Source organism: Streptomyces sp. NPDC048295 (genome assembly GCF_040652135.1).
Classification (GTDB): Bacteria; Actinomycetota; Actinomycetes; order Streptomycetales; family Streptomycetaceae; genus Streptomyces.
This window is the reverse complement of sequence record NZ_JBEZLL010000009.1, coordinates 163,225-181,761: the sequence shown is the minus strand read 5'-3', so window position 1 is coordinate 181,761 and position 18,537 is coordinate 163,225. Positions and strand designations below refer to the sequence as shown.

The following is an 18,537-nucleotide window of genomic DNA, read 5'->3' as shown; positions in this document are numbered from 1 at the left end:
GCTCACGGAGGTTTTCCCGATGTCCATATCCACCCCGACCCAGTCGGGTGCGGAGGCAACCCCGCCGAAGGACGAGGAGGAGCGGCTGCGCGAACTCGGCTACCAGCCGGTGCTCGCCCGCCGCATGGGAGGCTTCGGCAACTTCGCCATCAGCTTCTCCGTCATCTCGATCCTCTCCGGCTGCATGACCCTGTACGGCTTCGGCATGTCGACCGGCGGCCCGGCCGTGATGCTCTGGGGCTGGGCCGGTGTCGGACTCTTCGTGCTCTGCGTCGGCATGGCGCTCGCCGAGGTGACCAGCGCCTACCCGACCTCGGGAGCGCTGTACTACATGGCCGACCGGCTCGGTGGCCGCAAGTGGGGCTGGTACACCGGCTGGCTGAATCTGCTGGGTCTGCTGGGCGCGATCGCGGGCATCGACTACGGTGCGGCGCTGTTCACCGGTGCGCTGATGAATCTGCAGTGGGGATTCACTCCCACACCGGGCAAGACGATGATCATCTTTGTCTGCATCCTGCTGCTGCACGCCGTGCTGAACCTCTTCGGCGTCCGACTCGTCAGTGTGCTCAACTCGATCAGCGTGTGGTGGCACCTCGCCGGTGTCGCGGTGATCGTCTCCGTGCTCGCGATCGTGCCCTCGCACCACCAGTCGCCGTCGTTCGTCTTCACCGAATTCGTCAATGACACGGGCTGGCACAACCCGTTGTACGTGGCGGCGATCGGCCTGCTCCTCGCGCAGTACACCTTCTGCGGCTACGACGCCTCGGCCCACCTGTCGGAGGAGACGTCCAACGCCTCGGTGACGGCCGCCAAGGGCATCGTCCGCGCGATCTGGGTCTCCTGGATCGCCGGTTTCGTGCTGCTCGCCGGGCTGACCTTCGCCATCCAGGACTACGCGGGCACCCAGAAGAGTGCCACCGGTGTGCCGCCGGCGCAGATCCTGATCGACTCGCTGGGCACCTCCGGGGCCACCGCCCTGCTGCTGATCGTGATCGCGGCCCAGCTGTTCTGCGGCAACGCCGAGGTCGCCGCCGCGAGCCGGATGGTGTTCGCGTTCAGCCGTGACAACGCCCTGCCGGGCTCGGCGCTGTGGCACAAGGTGAGCGCGCGCACCCAGACGCCCGTCAACGCGGTGTGGCTGTCGGTCGTCGTCGCCGGGGTGCTCGCACTGCCGTCGCTGTACTCCGCCACCGCGTACGGTGCGGTGACCGCGATCAACGTCATCGGCATCACGCCCGCCTACGCGATCCCGATCTTCCTGAAGCTGCGCTCCGGCCACCGGTTCGAGCGCGGGCCCTGGCACCTGGGCCGCTGGAGCAAGCCGATCGGGTGGATCGCCGTCGTGTGGGTCGCCATCGTGACCGTGCTGTTCCTGCTCCCGCAGTCCTCCCCGGTGACGGTCGACTCGATGAACTACGCGTCGATCGCGCTGATCGCGGTGCTGGTCCTGGCCACCGTGTGGTGGTTCGTCGCCCGGCGTTCGTACAGCACGCCCTCGGCGTACGGCAACGCCCGCGAGCAGGCCGAGATCGAGGAAGGCATCGTCTGAGCCCGCCCGTCCCGCCGGCCCTCCCGGAACAGCCCTGACCACAGGGGCGCTCCGGGAGGGCCGCGCGCATGCCGGGCCCCCGCCGGGAGGTCCTACGGCCACCAGAGGCAGGCGGCGGCCACGAGTGCCACCACCGCGCCGCCGGTGAGCACCGGGACGTTGCCCAGCCAGGCGGCGAGCGCACCGCCGCCGAGTGCGCCGATCGGCACCGTGCCGATCAGTGCGGCCTGCAGAACCCCGGCAACCCGGCCCTGGAGCTCGGGCGGTGTGATCAGCTGCTGGGTGGTGGTCATGGAGATGGCCCAGACCGTGGCCGCGAGGCCGAAGAGGAACTGGTACGCGAGCAGCGCCGCGAAGCCGGGCCCCAGGGAGGCGCCCGGGATCAGGAAGATCGCGAGCGCGGCCACCACGGCGCAGATCCGGGTGGCCCTGGCCAGCCCGATGGTGGCGGCGAACCGGCCCGCCAGCAGCACTCCGAGGACGGTGGCGACGCTGAATGCGGCGTAGACCGTACCCAACTGCCAGGCGGGCAGCCCGAGATCACGGGTGGCGTAGAGCACGAACAGCGCGTCGGCGGCCCCGCTGCCGAGGTTGAATCCGGCCCCCGCGAGTACCTGCCTGCGCAGCACCGTTTCTCCGCGCACCACGTCGATTCCCGCTCGCAGGGCCGCTGTCCGGGATTCCGTGGCACGTCTTCCGCGCTGGGCCGGGGTGTTGAGCGTGGCGGGGAGCGCGAGCAGCAGCAACGACTCGATTCCGTACGCCGCGCAGGCGGCCAGCAGCGCCGTCGAGGCACCGGTCAGGCCCACCAGCACGCCGCCGAGCGCGGGGCCGCCGATCTGTCCGGTGGTACGGGCTCCGGTCAGCGCGGAGTTGGCGGACAGCAGCTGTCCGGGGTGCACGACCCGGGGCAGGGCCGCCTGGAGGGCGACGGCGAGCATGGAGGTCAGCGCGCCGGACGCGGTGGCCACCACGTACAGCTGGGGCAGGGCCAGCCGGCCCAGGGCGGCCGCCAGCGGTACGGAGCCGACGACGAGCACCTGCAGTACGGTGAGGACCACGGTCAGGGTACGCAGTCGCGCCCGGTCGGCCAGCACACCGGCGAACGGGCTGAGCAGCGCGCCGGGGAGGTAGCTCAGCGCCATCAGCGCGGAGGCGCCGAACGGTCCCGCGTCCAGCCGGGTCACGGCGAGCAGTGCGAGGGCCAGGGTGGTGACCTGGCGCCCGACGGAGCTGGCGATCTGTTCCCCGCACAGCAGCGCGAACGGCCGGTGGCGCAGGAGGGGGCGGCCGGGAGGGCCGGTCCCGGCGGTGCGTGTGCGGGCGGAAGGGGGAGGCGGGTCGGGCAGCTGCTCCATCCGGCTCAGATGTCGGTGCAGGGGACCGGCCACCGGCGGATGCGGGGTGGCAGCGCCACCACCCAGCCGCCGGTCACCCATGCGAGACGTTCCGAGGCCAGCAGCTCCACCGCCTCCCGTCCGACGGGGCTCAGCGTGGCCGTGGCGGTGGGGTCCTGGACGGTGAGGAAGGTGGCGAGCAGGTCTGGGTCGTCGATCGTGAAGCGGGCGGCGGCCGAGGGCTCCCTGCGGTCCATGACGGTGACGAAGCCGGGGCCGCGCCGGTGGTAGAGCTGTCCGTAGGCGTGGCGCTCGCGCCACACCGTGAGTTCCGTCGGTTCGCCGGGCACTGGGCCGGGGGCGGGCAGGTGGCGCAGGAGTGCGACCGTGGCGGCGGCCTCGTGCGCGGGTCCGGTGAACAGGGGGTCGTCGGTCGCCGGTGTCCAGTGCACGACGAGATCGTGGCTCTGGCACTCGCGCAGGAACCGGACCGCTGCCGCCGCCGGCCGGCCGCCCGCGCCCAGCCGCAGGGGTTCGTCCACCGTCACCAGCCGTCCTCGGATCCGGTGGGGCACCGGCCCGGCCGGCAGGGCGGGGGCGGGACGGGCGGGGGGTGCGGGCAGGGGGCTCATCCGGCGACCTTCTCTCCGCTGCTGTCGGGCACGTCCGTCGTCCCGTCCGGTTCCCGGGTGCGCTCGACCGACCGGACCGGTACGCGCCAGGTGGGCAGGGACACGCAGGAACGCCCGTCGTCGAAGAGGAGGCCCAGCGTGACCGCTTCGTCGAGCCAGGCGTCGAGTTCCCCGGCAAGGGGCGGTGCCCCGTCGGCCGTGAGCAGCCGGTGCAGCGCCGGCCGGGTGCGGCCCGCCTCCAGGTGACGCAGGGCGGCGGCCCGCCAGCCGGTCAGCCGGTGGGTGCGGCGCGGCCAGCCGTGCCGTCGGTCGTGGACGAGGAGCACCTCCTCGCCGTCCGAGCCCCCGGGCTGTTCCAGGACCAGGGTCGAGGAGGGGTGGCCGGTGTACCAGTCGCGGGCCGCGGCCTTGAGCCGTGCCTCGGTCCCGCCGCCGATCCCGGCGGGCGGGGTGTCGAAGAGGTAGACCAGATCGGCCAGTTGTTCCTCGGGCAGGTCGTAGACGTGGCGGTACATCTCGGCGGGCCTGCGCTCGTGGAAGCCCAGCGCGGGGTCGGCGAAGTTGGGGCTGAACCGCTCCAGTTGGATGCGGTGGGCGCCGCCGGGCGGCTGGAGGTGGACGAGCGCCGGCATCTGGTCGAGGACGGAGTCGTAGTCCGCGGCGCTCTCCCCCGGGAAGCCGTACAGATAGTTCCAGGAGCAGGTGAGCGAGTGGTTCTCGCACTCGCGGAGCGTACGGATGTTGCGGGCCGCACCGACCCCCTTGTCCATCAGCTCCAGGGCCTTGTTGTTGAGGCTCTCGATGCCGGGCTGGATATGGACCGAACCGGCGCGGGCGAGCAGTTCCAGTTGCTCCGCGGTGAGGTTGGACTTGACCTCGTAGTGCATGCGCAGGTCCCAGTCGCTGTCGGCGGCGAGCGGGAGGAAGTCCTTGAAGTACGCCATGTCGATGATGTTGTCGACGGTGACGACGTCCAGGATGCGGTGGCGCCGGACCAGGCGGTCGACCTCGTCCCACAGCCGGGTTCCGGTCTTGGCGCGGAAGGTCATCGCCGATCCGTTGAGCCCGCAGAAGGTGCAGTGGTGCTTCTCGCCCCACCAGCAGCCCCGGGCCCCCTCCACCACCAGTTTCGGATGGACGTACTCCGCGAGCGGGGAGGCGTCGATGGCCGTCTGCCAGAGGTCGTAGTCGGGCGAGGGGATGTCGGCGGGTGCCACGGTGCGCCGGGACTCCTCGTTGGCGCGCGACTCCGGCCCGTCCCACCAGCAGAGTCCGGGCACATCGGCCGGATCGGTGCCCGCCTCGACATGGGCGAGCAGGGCGGGCAGGGCGTACTCCCCCTCCCCACGCACCACATGGTCGACGAAGCGGTGATTGCGGTGCAGGGCGTGGCCCATCGGGCCGTCGCAGTTGCTGCCGCCGAACACGACGGTCAGTCCCGGGCGGCGTCGTTTCAGCTCCGCGGCGAGTGCCAGTGAGGAGACGTTCTGCATGAACGTGGAGGTGAATCCCACGACATCGGGTTCCTCGCCGAGGATCACGCTCGCGCTCTCGTCGATGAACTCCGCCGCGTGGACCCTCATCGCGGTCGCGGTGGAGAGGTCGGTCCCGCGCCGGGTGGCGTATTCCTTGAGCTGCGCCACGCCCCATTCGGGGTCCTTGTACAGGACGCCGGAGAAGACCCAGTCCCCGAGGCCGTCGAAGATCGATTCACTTCCGACCGCGACGTGGTCGCCGGGCCGCAGCGCTCCCCGCGAGCGTTCCAGCAGGAATTCCGCCCAGCGCAGGGAGCCGTGGAACTCGCGCACCTCGTCGTGCGGCCGCGTACGGTCCAGCAACGAGTGCAGCAGCCCCACCTGGAGCGAGGGAAGCTCGATCGGCTGCCAGGGCATGGTCACCAGATGTATGCGCACTGTGTCTCCCACGGCACGGGGGCGGGCGCCGGGTCGCGCCCGGCGTCCGCCCTTTTCGTCACTGTCCGGCCGCCGGCGGGCCGGTCGCGTCGTCCGCCGGCCGGAACGCACCGGCTCAGCGCGTCGGGCGTTTCTCGATCGTCTGCCGTTCGCGGTTCTTCGCCTCTTCCTCGCGGACCACTACCTTCTTGATCTCCATGTGCCCCTCCCCTCGGCGTTCGGTCCCAAGTCCGCTGACGTTAGGTGCCGTTGCGCGGAGGTCGCAAGAGTGCCTGCTGGGGCTGGTGGGGTGTAAGGGATGGCCGGAGCCGGTGGACGAGCGGAGCCCGATCGCTATGCTGCGACCCGAACGCTCACCAGAAGCGTTCAAACGAACAACACGCGGCGGTACGGCGAGGGGGCCACAGCAGCATGCGGGAGCCGGTTGAACTCAGGCGTCAGCGAATCCTGTCGGTGGTGGAGTCGCGCGGCGCCGTCAAGGTGAGCGCGCTCGCGGCCGAGCTGGACGTCTCGGTGGTCACGGTCCGGCGGGACATCGAGGAGCTGGCCCGGGTCGGCCGGCTGCGCCGCGGGCACGGGGTGGCCCGGCCGGTGCGGGAGCCGGTGCCGCCCGCTGCGGTCCCGGCGGCCCGGGGCGAGGAGCAGGCCGGGGAGGCGGGGGCGGTCGCGCTGGTCGTTCCGGAGCGGCATTCGTACCTGTACGAGACGCTGCACGGTGCCCGCTCCGTCCTGGAGGAGTCCGGGATCCGGATCGCCCTGCACATCGCGCCCCCGTCGCCCGGTGCCGAACGTCCGCTGGTGGAGCGGGCGCTGGCGGACGGGGCTCGGGGGCTGCTGATCGCACCGCGCTGGCCCAGTGCCCGTTCGGAGGAGCTGGACTACGGCTGGCTGGCCGACGTGGGGGTGCCGACCGTGCTGATGGAACGGCGGCCCCGGCCGGGCAGCGCGCTGCACGCCCTGGATTCCGTCTGTTCCGATCACTGGTACGGGACGCACCTCGCCGTGGACCATCTGGTGTCACTGGGGCATCGCCGTATCGTGCTGGCCGCCCGTGACGACAGCCCGACGGCGCGCAGCATCCGTGCGGCGTTCGCCGAGATCGCGGCCGCCCGTCCGGAGGTGGAGGACTGGTCGGTGGTGCTGAGCTCGCCGGAGGCCGCGGCGGAGCCCGGTGGGTCCGCGCCGGCGGCCGACGGCCGGGCCGCCCTCGATCTCGCCGCGCTGCTGCGGGAGCGGGGTGCCACGGGGGCCGTGCTGCACGGCGACGTGGATGCGCTGATGCTGGTGCAGCGGCTGGCGGAGAGCGGTGTCGAGGTTCCCCGGGACTGTTCGGTGGTGGCGTACGACGATGTGGTCGCGGCCCTCGGCAGCACTCCGCTGACGGCGGTGGCACCGCCGAAGGCGGAGATCGGCCGGGCCGCCGCCGAGCTGCTGCTCCACCGGCTCTCCGGAGGCGCGGGAGCGAACGGTCCGGTGCGCCGGACGGAGCTGCTGCCCACGCTTGAGGTGCGCGGATCGGCGCAGGGGCCGCCCCCTTCCGAAGAATGATCGTTTGACCGCTTTGATTTTCTTCTGAGCGATCACTTGACCAGTACCCGATCAGCCGATCAGGATTCCCCGTGAGCCGATTGAGAAGCCGCGGGAGGCGCAGATGCCCGGTCGACAGAGCCGTCGGTCCGTGCTGTCCACGATCGCCGCCCTTCCGCTGGCGGGTGCGCTCGGCGCCTGCGGCGGCGGCGACGCGCCGTCCGGCCCGGGCGGCAGAAGCGGGAAGCGCGCCACCCGCATCACCTTCTGGTCCGCCCTGCGCGGCAGCCGGCAGGTGGTGGACGCCTTCAACCGCACCCATGACACCGTCCAGGTCGATTTCCAGCAGGTCCCCGCGGGCAGCATGGGCGGTTACGCCAAGCTCGGCAACGCCGCCCGGGCCGGCAACTCCCCGGACGTCGCGACGATCGAGTACCCCCAGCTCCCCGGCTTCGCCATCGACGGGGTCGCCCGTGACATCACCGGCCTCGTCGGCGACGGCCTGCGCGCCCGGCTGCTGCCGCAGGCCCTCGGCCTGACCACCTTCGACAGCCGCGTCTTCGGCGTGCCGCTGGACGTCGAGCCGATGGTGATGCACTACCGCACCGACCTCTTCGCCGAGTACGGCCTCACGGTCCCACGCACCTGGGACGAGTTCGAGGACGTGGCCCGGACAGTACGCCGCACAGCACCCGGCCGCCGTCTGACGGCCTTCGCGACCGATGGCGCCCCGCAGTTCGCCTCCTTCGCCTGGCAGGCCGGCGCCCAGTGGTTCGACACCCGGGCCGGCGCCTGGAACGTGTCCTTCGCCGACGCGCCGAGCCGCCGCGTCGCCGCGTACTGGCAGCGGATGATCGACCAGGACCTGGTCGTCGTGAACGCCGTCGACAGCCGGCAGTACGACGCCCAGCTCGCCGACGGCCAGGTGCTCACCCGGCTCAGCGGTGCCTGGGACGCCGGGGCGCAGATGAACGCCCGGCCCGCGCAGAAGGGCAGCTGGGCCATCGCGCCGCTGCCCCAGTGGAGCCTCTCCGCACCCTCGCTCGGCACCCACGGCGGGTCCACCTTCGCGGTCACCTCCGGCAGCGGGCACCCGGAGGCCGCCATGGAGTTCATCGAATGGCAGGTGTCGCACCCCGACGCGCTGCGCGCCCGGCTGTCCAGCGGCACCAGCAGCCAGTACCCGGCCGTCCCGGACCTGGTGGCGGTGGGCCGCGAGGCCTTCGATCGCGGCTACTACAACGGGCAGGACATCTACGCGCTCTTCGAGCAGGAGGCGCACAGGATCAGGGACGGCTGGATCTGGGGCCCCCGGATGTCCGCCTCCCAGAAGGTGATGCAGGACGGCTTCGCCCGCGTGGGCGGCGGCCGGGGCTCACTGATCGACGCCGTGCGCGCGACCCAGCGGGGCACCATGCCGGACCTCAGGGCGCTGGGCCTCGCCACCACCGAGCACAGCACCTGAAACCGAGCCCCGTCCCCCTTCCCCGCAGCAGAGAGGCAGGTGACACCATGACCAGCCCCCTCACCACCCCCGCACGCCCGTCGGGTACTCCGCCCGGGCCGGCGTCGCCCGCCGGTCCGGCCCGCGGACGGACCCGAGGTGCCCGCAGGACCGCCAGGCGCCGTGAACTCGGCGCGTGCGGCGCTCTGATGGCCCCCTTCCTCGTCCTGCTCGTGACGGTCTTCCTGATCCCTGTCGGGACGGCCGTCCGGCTCAGCTTCTTCGCCGACGACCAGCCGGGGCTCGGCTTCGGCCCGGAGCGCACGGTCTTCGTCGGGCTCCGCAGCTACACCGCCGTCCTGACCGACCCGACGTTCCTGAGCGGGCTCGGCACGGTGTTCCTGTACTGCCTGATCTACATCCCGCTGATGGTGACCGGCGCGCTCGCGCTCGCGCTCCTGCTGGACTCCGGGGTGGTACGGCTGCGGTCCTGGGCCCAGCTGGGGCTGTTCCTGCCGCACGCGGTGCCCGGCATCATCGCCGCCCTCATCTGGCTGTACCTCTACACGCCGGGGCTGAGCCCGGTGATCGACCTCTTCGCCGAGGCGGACATCACCATCGACTTCCTCGGCCTGCACACCGTGCTGCCGTCGATCGTGAACATCGCCCTGTGGAGCAACCTCGGTTACAACATGGTCGTCTTCTACGCCGCCCTGCAGGCCGTGCCGCGCGAGGTCGTCGAGGCAGCGGTGGTCGACGGTGCGGGCCCGGTCCGTACCGCGCTCCAGGTCAAAACCCCACTGGTGCGTTCGTCGATCGTGATGGTCGCGATGTTCACTCTGATCTTCGCCCTGCAACTGTTCACCGAACCGATGCTGCTCGGCCAGGCCACGCCGATGATCGACTCACGGTTCTCGCCCAGCATGTACATCTACGACGCGGCGTTCACCCGGAACAACTACGGTCTCGCCGCGGCCGCCTCGGTCGTCCTGCTCCTCTGCACGATCGCCCTCTCGTACGGGGTCACCCGCTGGTCCAACCGCGCGGGCGCCCCCGAGGAGGACGCCCGATGAGTGCGAGCTCCACCCGCACCGCCGCCGCACGGCGGCCCCGGCTCCTCGGCCGCTCCGTCGTCAATCTCGTCGTCGGCATCTCGGTGCTGTACACACTGCTGCCCGTGCTGTGGCTGGTGCTCGCCGCCGCCAAGGACCGTGACGCCCTGTTCGGCAGCGATGTGCTCTCGCTGGACCACTTCTCCTTCGGACAGAACCTCAAGGACCTGTTCGCGATGGACGGCGGGCTGTACGGGCGCTGGTACGGCAACAGCCTGCTGTACGCGGTCCTCGGCGCCGCGCTCGGGGCGCTGGTGAGCATCGCCTGCGGGTACGCCTTCGACAAGTACCGCTTCGCGCACAAGGAGAAGCTGTTCGGTCTGGTGCTGGCGGCGGTCATGGTGCCGCAGACCGTGCTCGCGCTGCCGCTGTATCTGATGGCGTCCCGCACCGGCCTGGTCAACACCTTCTGGTCGGTCTTCATCCCGGTGCTCTTCAACCCGTTCGGGGTCTACCTCGGCCGGATCTTCAGCCGGGGGTATGTGCCGGACGAGGTGCTGGAGGCGGCGCGGATGGACGGAGCGGGCGAGCTGACCACGTACTTCCGGGTCGCCCTGCGGATGCTGGGGCCGGGCCTGGTCACCGTCTTCCTCTTCCAGCTCACCGCGATCTGGAACAACTTCTTCCTGCCTATGGTGATGCTCTCCGACCAGCATCTCTATCCGGTCAGCCTCGGCCTCTACACATGGAACAGTGCCGCCACCGTCTCACCCGAGTACTACCCCGTCGTGATCATGGGTTCGCTGCTCGCGGTCCTGCCGTTGATCCTCGCCTTCGCCCTGCTCCAGCGTTTCTGGAAGTCGGGGCTCACCGCAGGTGCCGTGAAGTGACCGGGCCACCGCCCCCGTCCCCCGCCAGGAGAGAGATGCCCAGCCCAGACCCCGCCACCCCCTCCGCCCCGAACCGGCCACGCGCCGCCGTCGCCATGAAACCGGCCGCCGCGGACGCGCTCCTCGGCTCCCGGTCCCTGGCCGCACTCGACGCGGTGTGCGATCTCGCGCCGCTGCCGGCGATCGACGACTTCTCCACCGACCGGGCCCGCGGTGTGCTGGCCGACGTCGAGATCCTGGTCACCGGCTGGGGCTGCCCGCCGCTCGACGCGGCCGCCCTCGACGCGGCGCCGCGCCTGCGTGCCGTCGTCCACACCGCGGGCAGCGTCCGCGGGCACATCACCGAGGCCTGCTGGGAACGCGGCATCGAGGTGTCCTCGGCGGCCGCCGCCAACGCGCTGCCGGTGGCCGAGTACACCGTCGCGATGATCCTGCTCTCCGGCAAACGGGTCCTGGAGCGGGCCCATGACTACCGGACACGGCACCGCCGCGACAACTGGCTCGCCACCCCCGACCGGGTCGGGAACTACGGCCGCACCGTGGGAATCCTGTCCGCCTCCATGATCGGCCGGCGCGTCGTCGAACTGCTGCGCCCCTACGACCTGTCCGTCCTGCTGCACGATCCGTACGTCCGTGACGAGGAGGCCGCCGCGCTCGGCGTGCGGTCCGTCGGCCTCGACGAACTGTTCGCGCAGAGCGACGTGGTGAGCGTCCACGCCCCACTGCTGCCAGCCACCCGCGGGCTCGTCAGCCGTGAACTGCTCACCTCGATGCGCCCGGACGGCGTGCTCATCAACACCGCGCGCGGCGCCGTCGTCGACCAGGACGCGCTCATCGACGTACTCCGGCAGAAGCGGATCCGGGCGATCCTCGACGTCACCGATCCCGACGAACTGCCCGCGGCACACCCCCTCTGGGAGTGCGAGAACGCCCTGATCACCCCGCACCTCGCCGGATCGCAGGGCAACGAGTTGCGACGACTGGTCGATCTGGCGGCGGACGAGGCGGGCCGCTGGGCCGCGGGCGACGGTTTCGCCCATCCCGTACGACGCGAAAGGCTGGCATTTCTCGCATGACCGCTCCCCACCCGATCTCTCCGATCGAACTCCCCGCCGAGGACCGGGCGTCGAGCCCGCACACCGGCTACACCCGCGCGCACTGGGAGGCCGCTGCCGACGGGCTGCTCCGGGCGGCCTGGGAGTGGGCCACGCCGGGCGGCGCGCTGCTGGACCTGCCGGGCAGGCCGTCCGCGTCCGGAGTGCGCTCCGACGGTCTGGAGGGTTACGCGCGCACCTTCCTCGCCGCCGCCTTCCGGGTCGCGGGCGCGGACGGCAAGGACCCGCACGGCTGGCTCGACCGGTACGCGGACGGGCTCACGGCCGGCACCCTTACCCCTGGCCGTGACGATGCCGAGTCCTGGCCGCTGATCCGCGACCACTCCGTCTTCGGGCAGCCCATGGTCGAGTCCGCCTCGGTCGCCATCGGCCTGCGGCTGACCCGGCCGTGGCTCTGGGACCGGCTGGACGACGGGGTGCGCGACCGGACCGAGGAGTGGCTGCGCGACGCGCTGCGGCACGTCCCCTCCCCCAACAACTGGTATCTCTTCCCCTACTCCGTGGCCGGGTTCCTGGAGTCGGTGGGCCGTGGCGACGCCCAGACGGCCCGGGCCAAGCAGCGGGCCCTCGAACTGCTGGAGGGCTGGTACCGGGGCGACGGCTGGTACGCGGACGGCGACGGCCGCGCCTTCGACCACTACAACGGCTGGGCGCTGCACCTCTACCCGATGCTGGACGCGCATCTGTCGGGCGACGCGGAGCTGTCCGCGCACTACGGTGCCCGGCTGCGCGAGCACCTGGAGGGCTTCTCGCTGCTGTTCGGCGGCGACGGTGCGCCGATCCACTTCGGCCGCTCGCTGACCTACCGCTTCGCGGCCGCCTCCTCGGTCGCGCTGGGCGCCATCAGCGGGCACACCCCGCTCACCCCCGGCGCCTCGCGGCGAGTGATCAGCGGGTCGTTGCGCTACTTCCTGGACCGGGGCGCGACCGGCACGGACGGGCTGCTGAACCTGGGCTGGCACGGCCCGCACGAGGCGTCGCTGCAGAACTACTCGGCGCCCGCGTCGCCGTACTGGGCGTCCAAGGCCTTCGTCTCGCTGCTCGCGCCGGAGGGCCATCCGCTGTGGGCCGCGACCGAGGAGCCCGCGCCGAGCGAGGGACCGGACCGGGTGCTCGCACTGCCCGCGCCGGGGCTGCTCGTACAGTCCACCCGCGCGGACGGGATCGTACGGCTGCACAACCACGGCAGCGACCATGTGCGTCCGCACGAGGGCGAGTCGGGTGTGCAGGACGACCCGCTGTACAGCCGCCACTCGTACTCCACGGTGACCGGCCCCACGGCCGGGGGGAACGCGGCGGACAACCATCTGGCCGTGGTGGTCGCCGGGGTGCGCAGTGGCCGCCGGGTCATCCGCGCGCTGGGTGCCGGCGGAGGCGACGGCTGGGGCTGGGCCGCCTCCTGGCACCGCCCGGTGTTCACTTCGGGCTCCCCGATGGTGCCGGGGATGCGGGTGGAGAGCGTCACCGTGGCGCACGGCCGTTACGACCTGCGGGTGCACCGGGTGGTCGGCGCGCCGGACGGGGCCCGGGTGGAGCAGACCGGCTGGGCGACCGGCCGTGACGACGCCCTGACCTCCGACCTGCACGGGCTGTACGGCTGGGAGTCCCGCGACGAGGTACGGGCCCCGCAGGGCACCGCGTACACCCCCTGGGCGGTGGTGCCCAGGCTCGCCGCGCCCGCCGAGGGCACGGTGGTCCTGGTCTCGCTCGCCTCGCTGACCGCGGAGCCCGGCGCGGCGCCGCTCGACACGGTGGTGAGCGGGGTGACCGTGGACGGGGACACGGTGGAGGTCCGCTGGGCCCGGGATGCGGCGACGACCCGTATCCGCTTCGAGCCGATGACGGTCACGCACGGCTGAGCGCCGGGGTGCGCGGCCGTCGCGCCGCGCACCCCGCCCGCGGGCAAGGCCCTACCGGTCCGTCCTGATCACCACGGCGAGGGTGCGCGGACCGTGCACGCCCTCCACCCGCTCCAGCTCGATGTCGGACGTGGCCGAGGGTCCGCTGATCAGCGTCGTGGGCCGTTGGGGATCCAGCCGCGCCACCGCCTCCGGCACACCGGCCTCGACCGTGGACAGATCGACGACGCACACATGGAGATCGGGGACCAGGGACAGCGCCCGGCGTCCCTGGTCGGGCGAGCCGTCCAGAAAGATCGTGCCCGTCTCGGCACAGCTGACGGCCGAGGCGGTGAGGACCCCGTCCAGGGCGTCGAGCCGGGGCGCCGGGATGTCGGCGGAGTCCTGCTGGACCTCTCCGTCGTACGTGTCGAGCCATCGCGGATCGAGTCCGGCCGGCACACCGATCCGCCGCGCCCCGTGTTCCCGCAGCACCCCGGCGACGACCTGGGCCGTGCCGCCGGCGGTGCAGGTGTGCACCGTGGCCCTGTAGTCGACGAGCCGGTCGGTGAAGAGGGCCAGGCGTTCGTCGTCGGGGAGGGTACGGCCGGTGCGGTAGGCGCGCGGGACGGTGGTGTCCGGGGTGGGGGCGAGTGCGAGGGCGCCCTTGATCCTGCCCAGCACGGTTTCGCGAGCGGTCGTCACTGCTCCTCCTCCTTCTGCTTCCGGTTCTTCTCGTACTCGCCCGCGGCGGCCCGCATCGTCGCGGCACCCTCCGCCGATGCCAGCCAGGAGCGGAAGGTCTGCTTCGGCGGCACCGCGGTGTCCCGGCTCGCGCTCCAGCCGTTGAACGGCGGCGGCAGATGCGAGATCCTGCCGTCCCGCCCGCCCACGACGCGGCCGATCCCCGCCCCCTTCTGCGCGGCGGTGAAGAGCTTCGGGTGCTTCATGACGGTGGCCGCGGCCTTCATGGCCAGCTTCTCCGCCGTCGTGCCGGACTGTTCGGTGTTCTGGTGGCGCAGTTCGACCAGGAGCGACGGGATGTCGATCTTGACCGGGCAGGCGTCGAAACAGGCGCCGCAGAGGCTGGAGGCGTACGGGAGCGAGCTGTTGGGGTCGCCCTTGGCCGCGTGCATCCCGGCGAGCTGCGGGGTGAGGACCGCGCCGATCGGTCCGGGGTACGTCGATCCGTACGCGTGACCGCCGGCCCGTTCGTACACCGGGCAGACGTTGAGGCAGGCCGAGCAGCGGATGCAGTTGAGGGCCTCCCGTCCGATCCGGTCGGCGAGCGCCGCGGTGCGTCCGTTGTCGAGCAGGACCAGGTGGAATTCCTGTGGCCCGTCGCCCGGCGTCACCCCGGTCCACATCGAGGTGTACGGGTTCATCCGCTCGCCGGTGGAGGAGCGCGGCAGCAGCTGGAGGAAGACTCCGAGGTCCTGGAAGCGCGGCAGCACCTTCTCGATGCCCATGACGGTGATCAGGGTGTCGGGCATCGTCAGGCACATGCGGCCGTTGCCCTCGGACTCCACCACGGCGAGGGTCCCGGTCTCGGCGATGCCGAAGTTCGCGCCGGAGACCGCGACCTTGGTCGTCATGAACTTCTCGCGCAGATAGGCGCGGGCGGTGGCGGCCAGATGCGCGGGTACGTTGTCCAGTCCCGGGTCGACGCCCGGGATCTCCTTGAGGAAGATCTGCCGGATCTCGTCGCGGTTGCGGTGGATCGCGGGAACCAGGATGTGCGACGGCTTGTCGTGCGCGAGCTGGACGATCAGTTCGGCGAGGTCGGTCTCGTACGGGGTGATGCCGACCGATTCGAGGTGCTCGTTGAGGCCGATCTCCTGGGTGGCCATCGACTTGACCTTGATGACGTCGCTGCTGCCCGTCGCCTTGACCAGCCGGGTGACGATCTCGTTGGCCTCGACGCCGTCGCGCGCCCAGTGGACGGTGCCGCCGCGCTCGGTGACGTTCCGCTCCAGCTGCTCCAGGAGTTCGGGGAGCCGGTTCATGGTGTCGGTCTTGATGGCCGAACCCGCCTCGCGCAGTGCTTCCCAGTCGGGCAGCTCACCGGTGACGTCGAGGCGTTTGGCGCGGATGGTGCGGGTGGCCCGGCCGAGGTTGCGGCGCAGCTGTTCCTTGCGCAGTTCGTCGTGGGCGGCTTCGGGGAACTTCCGGTCGCCGCGCAGATTGCCGGTCCCGTACGGGGAACGGGGCGGGGTCGCGGGCATGCCGAGGAAGGTGCTGCTCATCGGACGGCCTCCGTGGGGACGTACGGCGAGGTGCGGGTGGCGGAGAGGATCTGGGCGAGGTGCAGGGTGCGGGTGCCCGACCTGATCCGGGAGAGTCCACCGCCGATGTGCATCAGGCAGGACGAGTCGCCCGCGGTGCAGACCTCGGCGCCGGTGGTGGCGATGTTGCGCATCTTGTCCTGGAGCATCGCGGTCGACGTCTCGGCGTTCTTGACGGCGAAGGTGCCGCCGAATCCGCAGCAGGAGTCGGCTTCGGGGAGCTCGACGAGGTCGATGGAGTCGACGGCCCGGAGCAGCTTCAGGGGCTTGTCCCCGACGCGGAGCATGCGCAGGGAGTGACAGGTGGGGTGGTACGTCACACGGTGCGGGAAGTACGCGCCGACGTCCTCGGCGTCCAGGACGTCCACGAGGAACTCCGACAGCTCGTACGTCTTGGCCTTGACGGTGGCGACGCCCGCGCGCAGCGCCGCGTCCCCGTACCGTTCGGCGATGATCTCGTGCTGGTGACGGACCGAGCCCGCGCACGATCCGGACGGCATGACGACGGCTTCGATCGAGGCGTCGCCGAACTGCTCGGCGTAGTTCCGCACCAGGGGCACGGGTTCGCGCTGGTAGCCGGTGTTGACATGCATCTGACCGCAGCAGGTCTGCCCCGGCGGGAACACCACGTCGTGGCCCAGGCGGGCGAGCAGGACCGCGGTCGATTTCACCGCCTCGGGGAAGAGCGTGTCTCCCAGACAGGTGGCGAAGAGTCCGATGCGCATGGGGTCTCCCCGATCGTTCGCTTCTGCATTTATATGGTCCGACCATACTAGCCTCGGTCCGGAACATGAAGACTGCGGCGCCACGCTTGAATTACATGCACCTGACAATTCAGACAACTCTTGAACGCGTGCACGGAGGGCTCCGGTCCACCTGGCCAGAACCCTCCGCGCGGGTCAGGAATCCTCGCGCACCCGGTGGGAGTTCTCGTCGACCAGCGTGCCGTGGAGACTGCGGATGTGCCGCTCGACGAGATCGGCGGCCTTCGCGCCCTTGCCGGCGCGCACCAGCCCCAGCAGTTCGGTGTGCTCCGCGTTGAGCGCGGCTGCCGTGACCGCCCAGTCCTCGGCCTCCTCCAGAGCCCGCAGGATCAGCGGGCGCACCGACTCACGGACGGCGGAGGTGAGTGTGGAGGTCAGCTCGTTGCCGGAGCTGCGGGCGATGTGCACATGGAACCGGGTGTCCAGGTCGTTGAACTCCGGCACCCCGACATCCGGCTCCCCCATGCGCACGACCAGCGCCTCCGCCTCGTCGATGTCCTCCGGGGAGGCGTGCCTAGCGGCCGCCTCGAAACTGGACCTCTCCAGTACGACGCGCGCCTCCAGGACGTCCTCCAGGCTGTAGCTGCCCAGCGCGAAGTGAAGTCGCAGCAGCCGCCCGAGCGCGTCGTCGGGATTGCGTACGATCCGTGCCCCGGCATCCGGCCCCCGGCCCGGCTGCGCGACCAGCACACCGATGGTCTCCAGCACCCGCAGCGCCTCGCGCAGCGCGGAGCGGCTGACGCCGAGGACCGGCGCGAGCTCGCGCTCGGGCGGCAGGCGGTCGCCCGCCCGGAGTTCACCGGCGAACACCCGTTCCTCGATGCTCTGGAGCACGAGCTCATGCGTACGGGACTGCCGTACGGGTTGCCACTCGACGGGCATCCGTCACCCCCTGCCTCGGCCGGAATCGTCCGGTTGCCGTCGCTTCTGCTGCCCGATCTTCAACTATGTCACACACCGCATATGGTCGGACCAAAGATCGGGCGCCACCCGCGCTCCGGCTGCGGTCGCGGTTTCGGCTCCGGCTCCGGTCTCGGCTCCGGCTCCGGCTCCGGCTCCGGCTCCGGCTCAGTAGGTGACGACGATGCGGCGGCCCACTCCGTCCACCTCGATCTGCCCGCCGAACGGAATGACCAGCTGCGGGTCGGTGTGTCCGAGGTCCACGTCGAGGACGGCCATGGCCCGGGGAGCGTACTCGCTCAACGCCCTCAGAACCGCCTGCCGTTGCTCTTGGCGGAACCGTTCCCCGGCCTCGGCGTCGAGCGGCTGCTCGAACGACCAGTTCTTGGCCCGGCCCATGAGAACGGCGGGGAACTGCGCGAGCAGACCGCGCTCCCCCATGTTCCGCAGAATCCGGTAGACCTCGTCGGCCGAGGGCATCTCCTCGCACGTTTCGAGGAACAGCACCCGTCCCGCGTAGCTGTCCACCGGCCGGATCTCACGATCGGCCATCAGCATCCACGACAGGATCTCCAGACTTCCGCCCCAGCCGGCGCCCTTCACGGTCCGGCCGTCGGCGTTGTGCCATATCCAACCGTCGCAGGGCCGCATCTCGGGCTCGGAGTCGAAGGTGCGGGGCTCCTCCCACCGCCCGTTCGCCCCGCCGGTCTCCTTGGCCGGGGTGAGTTCGAAGGCGCCACGGGTGAAGAGTGCGGCCCGCAGGGATTCGGCGGTCAACGGGTGCAGCGCGCCGGGACGTCCCATCTCGACCATCACCGTGCCGCCGTGATAGCCGACGAGGCCCAGGTTCTCGAGGAACACCAGGAGGTTGGTGTTGTCGCTGTACCCGAAGAAGGGCTTGGGGTTGGCACGCAGCAGCTCGCGGTCCAGGTGCGGCAGCACGGTGATCTGGTCGTCGCCGCCGATGCTGGAGATCACGGCCTTGATGTCCGGGTCGGCGAACGCCGCGTGGATGTCGGCGGCCCGTTCCTGTGGCGTGGAGCCCATCTTCCGCGTGGTCGGGTACTCCACGGGTTCGAGCCCGAATTCTTCGCGGAGCCTGCGCAGTCCCAGTTCATGGGGCAGGGGCAGGATGCCCGGGAGACCGGAGGAGGGGGACAGCACGGCGACCCGGTCACCGGGCCGGGGCTTGGCGGGGTACTGATCAGTGATCGACATCCGATGAGCGTAGGGCGGCCGCCGAGGCGGCGTCGTCGGATTTTCGGTCCGGCCGACGGCGGCGGAGCGGGCA

The 18,537-nt window shown here is 71.3% G+C and carries 15 protein-coding genes; 7 read left to right on the top strand and 8 right to left on the bottom strand.

Annotation, left to right across the window (positions count from 1 at the left end; all coding sequences use genetic code 11):
• Positions 1–19: 19 nt before the first annotated feature.
• Positions 20–1,549, top strand: a complete 1,530-nt coding sequence (locus tag AB0D53_RS16185; RefSeq protein ID WP_362446075.1) for an amino acid permease — start codon at positions 20–22, stop codon at positions 1,547–1,549.
• Between the two features lie 92 nt (positions 1,550–1,641).
• Here AB0D53_RS16185 and AB0D53_RS16180 read toward each other — a convergent pair whose 3' ends face one another.
• Genes AB0D53_RS16180 through AB0D53_RS16170 form a run of 3 tightly spaced genes read right to left on the bottom strand, consistent with a single transcriptional unit; the run spans position 1,642 to position 5,431 of the window.
• A complete protein-coding gene (locus tag AB0D53_RS16180) occupies positions 1,642–2,907 on the bottom strand; it encodes an MFS transporter (protein WP_362446072.1) in 1,266 nt (421 codons plus the stop codon).
• A 5-nt stretch (positions 2,908–2,912) separates the two neighbouring features.
• Positions 2,913–3,518, bottom strand: a complete 606-nt coding sequence (locus AB0D53_RS16175) for a DUF5825 family protein (protein WP_362446069.1) — start codon at positions 3,516–3,518, stop codon at positions 2,913–2,915.
• Positions 3,515–5,431, bottom strand: coding sequence for a RiPP maturation radical SAM C-methyltransferase (locus tag AB0D53_RS16170; protein ID WP_362446066.1), 1,917 nt, complete (start codon positions 5,429–5,431; stop codon positions 3,515–3,517). The genes AB0D53_RS16175 and AB0D53_RS16170 overlap by 4 nt, the downstream gene beginning before the upstream one ends.
• Positions 5,432–5,842: 411 nt before the next feature.
• Between AB0D53_RS16170 and AB0D53_RS16165 the strand changes: the two genes are divergently transcribed.
• The 6 genes from AB0D53_RS16165 to AB0D53_RS16140 all read left to right on the top strand — a co-directional run bounded on the left by AB0D53_RS16165 (position 5,843) and on the right by AB0D53_RS16140 (position 13,318).
• A complete protein-coding gene (locus AB0D53_RS16165) occupies positions 5,843–6,979 on the top strand; it encodes a substrate-binding domain-containing protein (protein ID WP_362446063.1) in 1,137 nt (378 codons plus the stop codon).
• A gap of 103 nt (positions 6,980–7,082) precedes the next feature.
• Positions 7,083–8,423, top strand: a complete 1,341-nt coding sequence (locus AB0D53_RS16160) for a sugar ABC transporter substrate-binding protein (RefSeq protein WP_362446060.1) — start codon at positions 7,083–7,085, stop codon at positions 8,421–8,423.
• A 47-nt stretch (positions 8,424–8,470) separates the two neighbouring features.
• The gene (locus AB0D53_RS16155) at positions 8,471–9,475 is read left to right on the top strand and encodes a sugar ABC transporter permease (protein WP_362446057.1); all 1,005 of its coding nucleotides are present in this window, start codon (positions 8,471–8,473) and stop codon (positions 9,473–9,475) included.
• Positions 9,472–10,344, top strand: coding sequence for a carbohydrate ABC transporter permease (locus tag AB0D53_RS16150; RefSeq protein ID WP_362446054.1), 873 nt, complete (start codon positions 9,472–9,474; stop codon positions 10,342–10,344). Before AB0D53_RS16155 ends, AB0D53_RS16150 begins: the two co-directional genes overlap by 4 nt.
• A gap of 35 nt (positions 10,345–10,379) precedes the next feature.
• Complete coding sequence (locus AB0D53_RS16145; protein WP_362446051.1) at positions 10,380–11,420, top strand: hydroxyacid dehydrogenase; 1,041 nt, start codon at positions 10,380–10,382, stop codon at positions 11,418–11,420.
• Positions 11,417–13,318: a DUF2264 domain-containing protein gene (locus tag AB0D53_RS16140; RefSeq protein WP_362446048.1), complete on the top strand. Its 1,902-nt coding sequence runs from the start codon at positions 11,417–11,419 to the stop codon at positions 13,316–13,318. The genes AB0D53_RS16145 and AB0D53_RS16140 overlap by 4 nt, the downstream gene beginning before the upstream one ends.
• Positions 13,319–13,369: 51 nt before the next feature.
• Here AB0D53_RS16140 and AB0D53_RS16135 read toward each other — a convergent pair whose 3' ends face one another.
• The 5 genes from AB0D53_RS16135 to AB0D53_RS16115 form a co-directional block, all read right to left on the bottom strand.
• On the bottom strand, positions 13,370–14,002 hold the full coding sequence (locus AB0D53_RS16135) for an LUD domain-containing protein (protein WP_362446045.1): 633 nt from the start codon (positions 14,000–14,002) through the stop codon (positions 13,370–13,372).
• Complete coding sequence (locus AB0D53_RS16130) at positions 13,999–15,543, bottom strand: lactate utilization protein B (RefSeq protein ID WP_362446042.1); 1,545 nt, start codon at positions 15,541–15,543, stop codon at positions 13,999–14,001. Before AB0D53_RS16130 ends, AB0D53_RS16135 begins: the two co-directional genes overlap by 4 nt.
• Positions 15,540–16,307: a (Fe-S)-binding protein gene (locus tag AB0D53_RS16125; RefSeq protein ID WP_362446039.1), complete on the bottom strand. Its 768-nt coding sequence runs from the start codon at positions 16,305–16,307 to the stop codon at positions 15,540–15,542. Before AB0D53_RS16125 ends, AB0D53_RS16130 begins: the two co-directional genes overlap by 4 nt.
• A gap of 174 nt (positions 16,308–16,481) precedes the next feature.
• Positions 16,482–17,228 (bottom strand): FCD domain-containing protein, encoded by a 747-nt coding sequence (locus tag AB0D53_RS16120; protein WP_362446036.1) that lies wholly within the window; start codon positions 17,226–17,228, stop codon positions 16,482–16,484.
• A gap of 186 nt (positions 17,229–17,414) precedes the next feature.
• Positions 17,415–18,464, bottom strand: a complete 1,050-nt coding sequence (locus AB0D53_RS16115) for a S66 peptidase family protein (protein ID WP_362446033.1) — start codon at positions 18,462–18,464, stop codon at positions 17,415–17,417.
• Positions 18,465–18,537 lie beyond the last annotated feature (73 nt).

Excerpts from the sequence above, each read along its gene's own strand:
- AB0D53_RS16185 (WP_362446075.1), top strand. The coding sequence starts at position 20 with ATGTCCATATCCACCCCGACCCAGTCGGGTGCGGAGGCAACCCCGCCG.
- AB0D53_RS16180 (WP_362446072.1), bottom strand. The coding sequence starts at position 2,907 with ATGGAGCAGCTGCCCGACCCGCCTCCCCCTTCCGCCCGCACACGCACC.
- AB0D53_RS16175 (WP_362446069.1), bottom strand. The coding sequence starts at position 3,518 with ATGAGCCCCCTGCCCGCACCCCCCGCCCGTCCCGCCCCCGCCCTGCCG.
- AB0D53_RS16165 (WP_362446063.1), top strand. The coding sequence starts at position 5,843 with ATGCGGGAGCCGGTTGAACTCAGGCGTCAGCGAATCCTGTCGGTGGTG.
- AB0D53_RS16160 (WP_362446060.1), top strand. The coding sequence starts at position 7,083 with ATGCCCGGTCGACAGAGCCGTCGGTCCGTGCTGTCCACGATCGCCGCC.
- AB0D53_RS16155 (WP_362446057.1), top strand. The coding sequence starts at position 8,471 with ATGACCAGCCCCCTCACCACCCCCGCACGCCCGTCGGGTACTCCGCCC.
- AB0D53_RS16150 (WP_362446054.1), top strand. The coding sequence starts at position 9,472 with ATGAGTGCGAGCTCCACCCGCACCGCCGCCGCACGGCGGCCCCGGCTC.
- AB0D53_RS16145 (WP_362446051.1), top strand. The coding sequence starts at position 10,380 with ATGCCCAGCCCAGACCCCGCCACCCCCTCCGCCCCGAACCGGCCACGC.
- AB0D53_RS16140 (WP_362446048.1), top strand. The coding sequence starts at position 11,417 with ATGACCGCTCCCCACCCGATCTCTCCGATCGAACTCCCCGCCGAGGAC.
- AB0D53_RS16130 (WP_362446042.1), bottom strand. The coding sequence starts at position 15,543 with ATGAGCAGCACCTTCCTCGGCATGCCCGCGACCCCGCCCCGTTCCCCG.
- AB0D53_RS16125 (WP_362446039.1), bottom strand. The coding sequence starts at position 16,307 with ATGCGCATCGGACTCTTCGCCACCTGTCTGGGAGACACGCTCTTCCCC.
- AB0D53_RS16120 (WP_362446036.1), bottom strand. The coding sequence starts at position 17,228 with ATGCCCGTCGAGTGGCAACCCGTACGGCAGTCCCGTACGCATGAGCTC.
- AB0D53_RS16115 (WP_362446033.1), bottom strand. The coding sequence starts at position 18,464 with ATGTCGATCACTGATCAGTACCCCGCCAAGCCCCGGCCCGGTGACCGG.